Consider the following 6,256-nt stretch of genomic DNA (forward strand, 5'->3'; position numbering starts at 1 on the left):
TCCGTCAGCCCTTGAGGCCCTGGGTGGAGACGCCTTCAACAATGTAGCGCTGGAAGACCAGGAAGAAGATCAGAACCGGCAGCAGGGCCAGTACAGACATCGCGATCATGGCGCCGTAGTCCGAGCTCTGGGTCTGGTCCTGGAAGAGACGCAGCGCCAGCGGGAGCGGGTACTTTTCCGGGGTGTTCAGGTAGAGCAGCGGAGCCAGGAAGTCGTTCCAGCTCCAGATGAAGGAGAAGATCGACGTGGAGATCAGCGCCGGCTTCATCAGCGGCAGCATAATGGAGCCGAAGATCCGCACGTGCCCGGCGCCGTCGATGCGTGCTGCCTCGTCCAGTTCGGCGGGAAGGTTGCGCATGAACTGCACCATGAGGAACACGAAGAACGCGTCAGCGGCGAGGAACTTGCCGATCAGCAGCGGGATGTACGTGTCCACCAGGCCAAGCTGCTGGAAGACGATGTACTGCGGGATGATCACCACGTGGAACGGCAGGAGAAGGGTGGCGATCATCATGCCGAAGAAGACGCTGCGGCCGGGGAACTTGATCCGGGCGAAGGCGTAGGCCGAGACGCTGGCCGACAGGATGGTGCCTACCACAGCGCCGACGGCCAGGATCAGGGAGTTGGTGAAGAAGGTCAGGGTGGACACCCCGCCGATCCCGTCCATGGCCGTGACGAAGTTGTCGAAGCTGAAGTTGTTCGACCAGAGCGCGGTGTTGCCGCCGCCGATCTCGTCGTTCGGCTTGAAGGACGAGGCGACCATCCACAGCGCCGGGTAGAGCACTATGGCGGTCAGGGTGAGCGCCACAGCGTGGAAGATTCCGCTCTTGACCCGTTTGGCCGTGACCGACTCGGACTTCGGGTTGTAATGCTCGGCCGGCGCGTTGGGCGCCGACTGGGTGGGGGTTGCCATAGTTGTCATTTTGAATCACCGCTGTAGTGGACCCAGGACTTGGAGGTCTTGAAGAAGATCAAGGTGATGATGCCTACAACGATCACCAAGAGCCAGGCCATGGCCGAGGCGTAGCCCATGCGGAAGTCGCTGAAGCCGCGCAGGTACAGGTAGAGGGTGTAGAAGAGGGTGGAGCCCGCCGGGCCGCCTTCACCGTTGGAGATGATGTAGGCCGAAGCGAAGATCTGGAATGCGTGGATGGTTTCCATCAGCAGGTTGAAGAAGATCACCGGGGAGAGCATGGGCCAGGTGATGTTGAAGAACTTCCGCACCGGGCCGGCACCGTCCATGGACGCCGCCTCGTAGAGGTCGGCGGGGATCTGCTTGAGGCCGGCGAGGAAGATCACCATCGGGGCGCCGAACTGCCAGACGGTCAGCAGGACGAACATCGGCATGGTCATGGAGGGGTTGCCCACCCAGCCGCCCAGGTTGATGCCGAAGAAGGACAGGCCCTGGTCCACCGGGCCGGCATCGCCGAAAATCGCCTTCCAGACGATCGCGATGGAAACCGAGGCGCCGATCAGCGAGGGGGCGTAGAAGGCCGATCGGTAGAACCCCTGGCCCTTGCGCTTGCTGTTGAGCAGCATGGCGATGGCCAGGGCGGCCGCCAGCTTCAGCGGCGTACCGAAGACCACGTAGCTGACAGTCACGCCCACCGACTGCAGGAACCGTTCGTCCTGGAACAACGTGATGTAGTTGTCCAGCCCGATCCACTCGGGCGCTTCGAAGAGGTTGTAGTTGGTGAACGAGAGGTACAGCGAGGAGATCATCGGGCCCACGGTCAGGGCGATGAATCCCAGCAGCCAGGGCAGCAGGAAAGTGTAGCCGGCGCGGGCATCCGCCCCCCGCTGCCGCGACTTGCGCGGCTGCGAGGGAGCGGATGACGACGAACGCTTGCTCAGGGTTGGGCTTTGAGTCACGAGTTCATTCCGTCAGTTGGGAAAGCCTGGATCAGGCATTCTGCTTGATGAGGTCTTCGGCTTCCTTGAACCACGCGTCAGCTGCGCCATTCACATCCACCTTGCCGTAGTTCAGGTCGGCGCTGATGCGCTTGAAGGATGCCTCCAGCGTGCCAAAACCGACGATGGGCGGCTCGGGAGCGTCCTTGAGGTACTTCTCGATGGACTTCTCGTAGTCCACAACAAGCTTGTCGGTGCCTTCGAAGGTGGTGCCGTCACGCTGGGTCTTGGAGGCGGGGACACCGCGTGAGGTCTTGAAGATCTCGCCAACCTCGGGATCGTTGACCATGAAGTCGATGAACCGCGCAGCTGCGTCCTTGTACTTGGTCTTGGCACTGGCGACCATCAGCATGGACGGCTTCAGGAACAGGCCCAGGTTGTCCGGGTCGTCCGACGGGACCGGAACGAGCTTGAGTTCCTTGGCGCCGCTGTCCGCGAGGTAGCCGGCCATGAAGTTGTCCCAGGTGACCTCGGTAGCGGTGACGTTGGAGCCAAAGGGAGACTTGGGAGCGAGCTGGGTGACGCGCTCTTCCGAAACGATGGCGGGAGTGCCGCGGAGGTCCGAGACTGTGTTCCACCACTTCTTCAGGTCGTCCTTGGTGAAGCCGAGCTTGCCGTCCTCAGTGAACGCTTCGATGTTGTTCTGGCGCAGCCAGATGTTGAACATCCACCAGACGGAGGTGTAGTCCGTGCCGCCGAAGATTGTGCCGTTGCCCTTGCTGCCGACCTCCGTCAGGAAGGAGTTGTATTCGTCGTAGGTCCAGGTGCCGTCCGGCTCCGCGATCCCCAGGGAAGCGAGCTTGGCCGGGTCGTAGTAGACGGCGAACGCGTTGGTGCTGGTCGGGATGCCGTAGGTCTTGCCCCTGATCTGGCCGGAGGGCAGGAGGGACTTGTCGAAAGCGTCCGTGTTGATGTTGACGGTGCCCAGGTCCAGGAGCTGGTTGCGCTGGCCGTAGTCCCGCAAGTAGGACAGGTCCCACTGCATGACGTCAGGCAGTCCACCGCCGGCAGCCTCGGTGGCGCGCTTCTGCCAGTAACCGGGGAAGTCGGTGAAGTTGCCGTTGACCTTGATGTCCTTGTTCTTTTCCTCGAACAGGGCAATGGCCTTGCGGGTGCGCTCGGCGCGGTCGTCGTTGCCCCACCAGGTATAGGTGATGGTGACGGGATTCTCTGCCGAGCCCGTTTCTCCGGCAGTGGTGGAACCGGTTCCGCAGGCCGCCAGGGCAGCGGCAGATGCGGTGCCGATGGCCACGGTGGTGAGGAAATGCCTTCTGTTGATCATGAGAGCCTCCTTGCTCGTTTGGTGTAAACCCGTACTCATTTATCTACAACGCGAGCAGTGAGCTGGCTTACACGTCTTCTGAAACGATACAATATCGTCATTACCCCCTCGCGGGCAAGCGTTTTCCAAACATCAGCTTTCATGTACGTTTGAATCCACCCATCAGACAAAGGAGTCCCATGACTTTCCAGGAACAATCCGGCCCGGCGAGCGTTTGGGACGGGGTCCAGGGGATCGCCTATGGCGGAGACTACAACCCTGAGCAGTGGCCAGCCAGTGTCCGGTTGGAGGACCTCGAGCTGATGAAGGAAGCAGGCGTCACCTTCCTCAGCGTGGGCATCTTCTCCTGGGCACTGCTGGAACCAGCCGAAGGCGAATACGACTTCGGTTGGCTGGACGAAGTCCTGGACAACCTCGCCGCCAACGGAATCAAGGTGGCACTGGCAACGGCCACCGCCGCTCCCCCGGCGTGGCTGGTCCGCAAGCACCCTGAGATCCTGCCGGTCACGGCTGACGGAACCGTGCTGGGACCGGGCTCACGGCGGCACTACACGCCGTCGTCGGCCGTTTTCCGGCGGTACGCGAAGGGCATTACCCGGGTCATCGCCGAACGGTACAAGGACCATCCCGCTTTGGCGCTGTGGCACGTGGACAATGAGCTCGGCTGCCACATCTCCGAGTTTTACGGGCCGGAGGACGCAGCCGCCTTCCGCAGTTGGCTGGAACGCCGCTACGGCAGCATCGGTGCCCTCAACGCAGCCTGGGGAACGGCATTCTGGTCGCAGAACTACGGTTCCTTCGAGGAGATCCTGCCGCCCGCCGTCGCACCGTCCACCCTCAACCCGGGCCAACAGCTGGACTTCCACCGGTTCAACTCGTGGGCGCTGATGGACTACTACCGGGAGCTGGTGGCAGTCCTGCGGGAGGTCACGCCCAACATCCCGGCTACCACCAACCTGATGGCCTCCAGCGCCACCAAGTCCATGGACTATTTCGACTGGGCCAAGGACCTGGACGTGATCGCCAACGACCACTACCTCGTGGCCGCCGACCCGGAGCGGCAGATCGAACTCGCGTTCAGCGCGGACCTCACCCGGGGAATTGCCAGCGGTGACCCGTGGATCCTGATGGAGCATTCGACGTCGGCCGTCAACTGGCAGCAGCGAAACCAGCCCAAGATGCCCGGGGAAATGCTGCGCAACTCCCTGGCGCATGTGGCCCGCGGGGCCGACGCGGTCATGTTTTTCCAGTGGCGGCAGAGCTTTGCCGGATCGGAGAAGTTCCATTCGGCCATGGTTCCGCACGGGGGCAGGGACACCAGGGTATGGCGCGAAGTGGTGGAGCTTGGGTCTGCACTGCAACGGCTCGCACCTGTCCGGGGTTCCCGCGTGGAGTCGAAGGCCGCAATCGTGTTTGATTACGAGGCGTGGTGGGCCAGCGAGATCGATTCCAAGCCGAGCCAGGACGTGAAATACCTCGACGTGCTGCGCGCGTTCCACCGGTCGCTGTTCCTGCGCGGCATCTCCGTGGACGTTGTCCATCCGTCCGCCTCCCTGGAGGGCTATGACCTGGTGCTGGTGTGCACCCTGTACTCGGTGACGAACCAGGCGGCCGCCAACATTGCAGCGGCGGCCCACGCCGGAGCTACGGTGCTGGTCAGCTACTTCAGCGGCATCACCGACGAGAAGGACCACATCCGGCTGGGCGGATACCCGGGCGCGTTCCGTGAACTGCTGGGCATCCGGGTGGAGGAATTCCACCCGCTGCTTGCCGGCTCACAGCTGAAGTTGAGCGACGGCGGCATCTCCACCATCTGGAGCGAGCACGTCCACCTGGCCGGGGCCGAAGCGGTGCAGACCTTCACCGACTACCCGCTGGAGGGTGTGCCCTCGCTAACACGCCATGCCGTTGGCACCGGCGCGGCGTGGTACCTGGCCACGTTCCCGGACCGCGACGGAATTGAATCAATTGTGGACCGTCTGCTGGCGGAATCCGGTGTATCACCCGTTGCCCAGGCCGATACAGGAGTGGAACTGACCCGCCGCCGCGCCGCCGACGGCAGCAGCTTCCTCTTCGCCATCAATCACTCGCGCTCCTCGGCCACTGTCCAGGTTTCCGGGACGGACCTGCTGAGCGGTGGCCGCTTTGCCGGAACTGTTGAGGCCGGGGCCGTGGCGGTGATCGCGGAGGACTGACTCTCTGCCGGGTGCCCTGGAGCCCAATTTTTCCGGCCCCGGGCGTTCTTCCCTGATTGTCCCTTTGGAAGAGTGTTCCTATGGAAGCACTTTGGATTCAGCGGGCGGGGTTAAGGGTTCGGGATTCAGGGTTCGGGGTTCAGGGTTCGGGACACGGCGATACAGCCGGCCTGCTACCGGGCGCTGGTTTGCCTTTTGGGGGCGCTTCCAGCATCTGGGCGTTCGACGGCGACGCGCGGGTCTGTCGGCCGGCCCGCCGTGGGGCGCGTCCAGGGGCAGCCGGTGCCGCCGTTGCGGTCTGCGCTGCCCTGCACCTGCCCGCCAGCGGGCCGGGTCGGCTTGTCCGGCCTCGGTTTTGTGCGGCCCGCCGGCTCTTTCCTGGGTGCGGCATCGGCGTGGGCCTTAATTGTCGTACCCCCTTGAAAGAGTGTTCCCATGGAAGCTCTTAGGGCTCAGGGTGCGGGGCATGGCGATACTGCCGGCCTGCTACCGGGCGCTGGTTTGCCTTTTGGGGGCGCTTCCAGCATCTGGGCGTTCGACGGCGGCGGTTCGGTGTGGCGGTCGGCCCGCCGTGGGGCGCGTCCCGGGGGAGCTGGTGCCGCCGTTGCCTTCTGCGCTGCCCTGCACCTGCCCGCGACCGGGCCGGGTCGGCTTGTCCGGCCTCGGTTTTGTGCGGCCCGCCGGCTCTTTCCTGGGTGCGGCATCGGTGTGGGCCTTAATTGTCGTACCCCTTTGAGAGAGTGTTCCTATGGAAGCTCTTAGGCCTCAGGGTGCGGGACACGGCGGTTCAGCCGCCGCCCTGATGCCTGCCGGTGCCCGCGCTGCTACCGTTTCCCGGATCTGGGCACCATCCGGTGCCCCGGTGCCT

At 63.7% G+C, this 6,256-nt stretch carries 4 protein-coding genes; 1 reads left to right on the plus strand and 3 read right to left on the minus strand.

All coding sequences use genetic code 11. The features are described 5' to 3' along the window. Positions 1-4: 4 nt before the first annotated feature. The 3 genes from AU175_RS20940 to AU175_RS20950 are packed head-to-tail and all read right to left on the minus strand — an operon-like array spanning position 5 to position 3,193. Entirely contained in the window at positions 5-922 is a 918-nt protein-coding gene (locus AU175_RS20940) for a carbohydrate ABC transporter permease (protein ID WP_066294176.1), read from the minus strand. Beyond that, positions 919-1,872, minus strand: a complete 954-nt coding sequence (locus AU175_RS20945) for a carbohydrate ABC transporter permease (RefSeq protein WP_066294178.1) — start codon at positions 1,870-1,872, stop codon at positions 919-921. Before AU175_RS20945 ends, AU175_RS20940 begins: the two co-directional genes overlap by 4 nt. A gap of 31 nt (positions 1,873-1,903) precedes the next feature. After that, entirely contained in the window at positions 1,904-3,193 is a 1,290-nt protein-coding gene (locus AU175_RS20950) for an ABC transporter substrate-binding protein (RefSeq protein ID WP_066294181.1), read from the minus strand. Between the two features lie 179 nt (positions 3,194-3,372). Between AU175_RS20950 and AU175_RS20955 the strand changes: the two genes are divergently transcribed. Then, on the plus strand, positions 3,373-5,388 hold the full coding sequence (locus tag AU175_RS20955; protein WP_066294182.1) for a beta-galactosidase: 2,016 nt from the start codon (positions 3,373-3,375) through the stop codon (positions 5,386-5,388). Positions 5,389-6,256: the final 868 nt, after the last annotated feature.

Origin of the sequence: Arthrobacter sp. B6, from assembly GCF_001663775.1 — a bacterium.
Lineage (GTDB): Bacteria > Actinomycetota > Actinomycetes > Actinomycetales > Micrococcaceae > Arthrobacter.

Coding starts and splice junctions, on each gene's coding strand:
- AU175_RS20940 (WP_066294176.1), bottom strand. CDS start 922: ATGACAACTATGGCAACCCCCACCCAGTCGGCGCCCAACGCGCCGGCC.
- AU175_RS20950 (WP_066294181.1), bottom strand. CDS start 3,193: ATGATCAACAGAAGGCATTTCCTCACCACCGTGGCCATCGGCACCGCA.
- AU175_RS20955 (WP_066294182.1), top strand. CDS start 3,373: ATGACTTTCCAGGAACAATCCGGCCCGGCGAGCGTTTGGGACGGGGTC.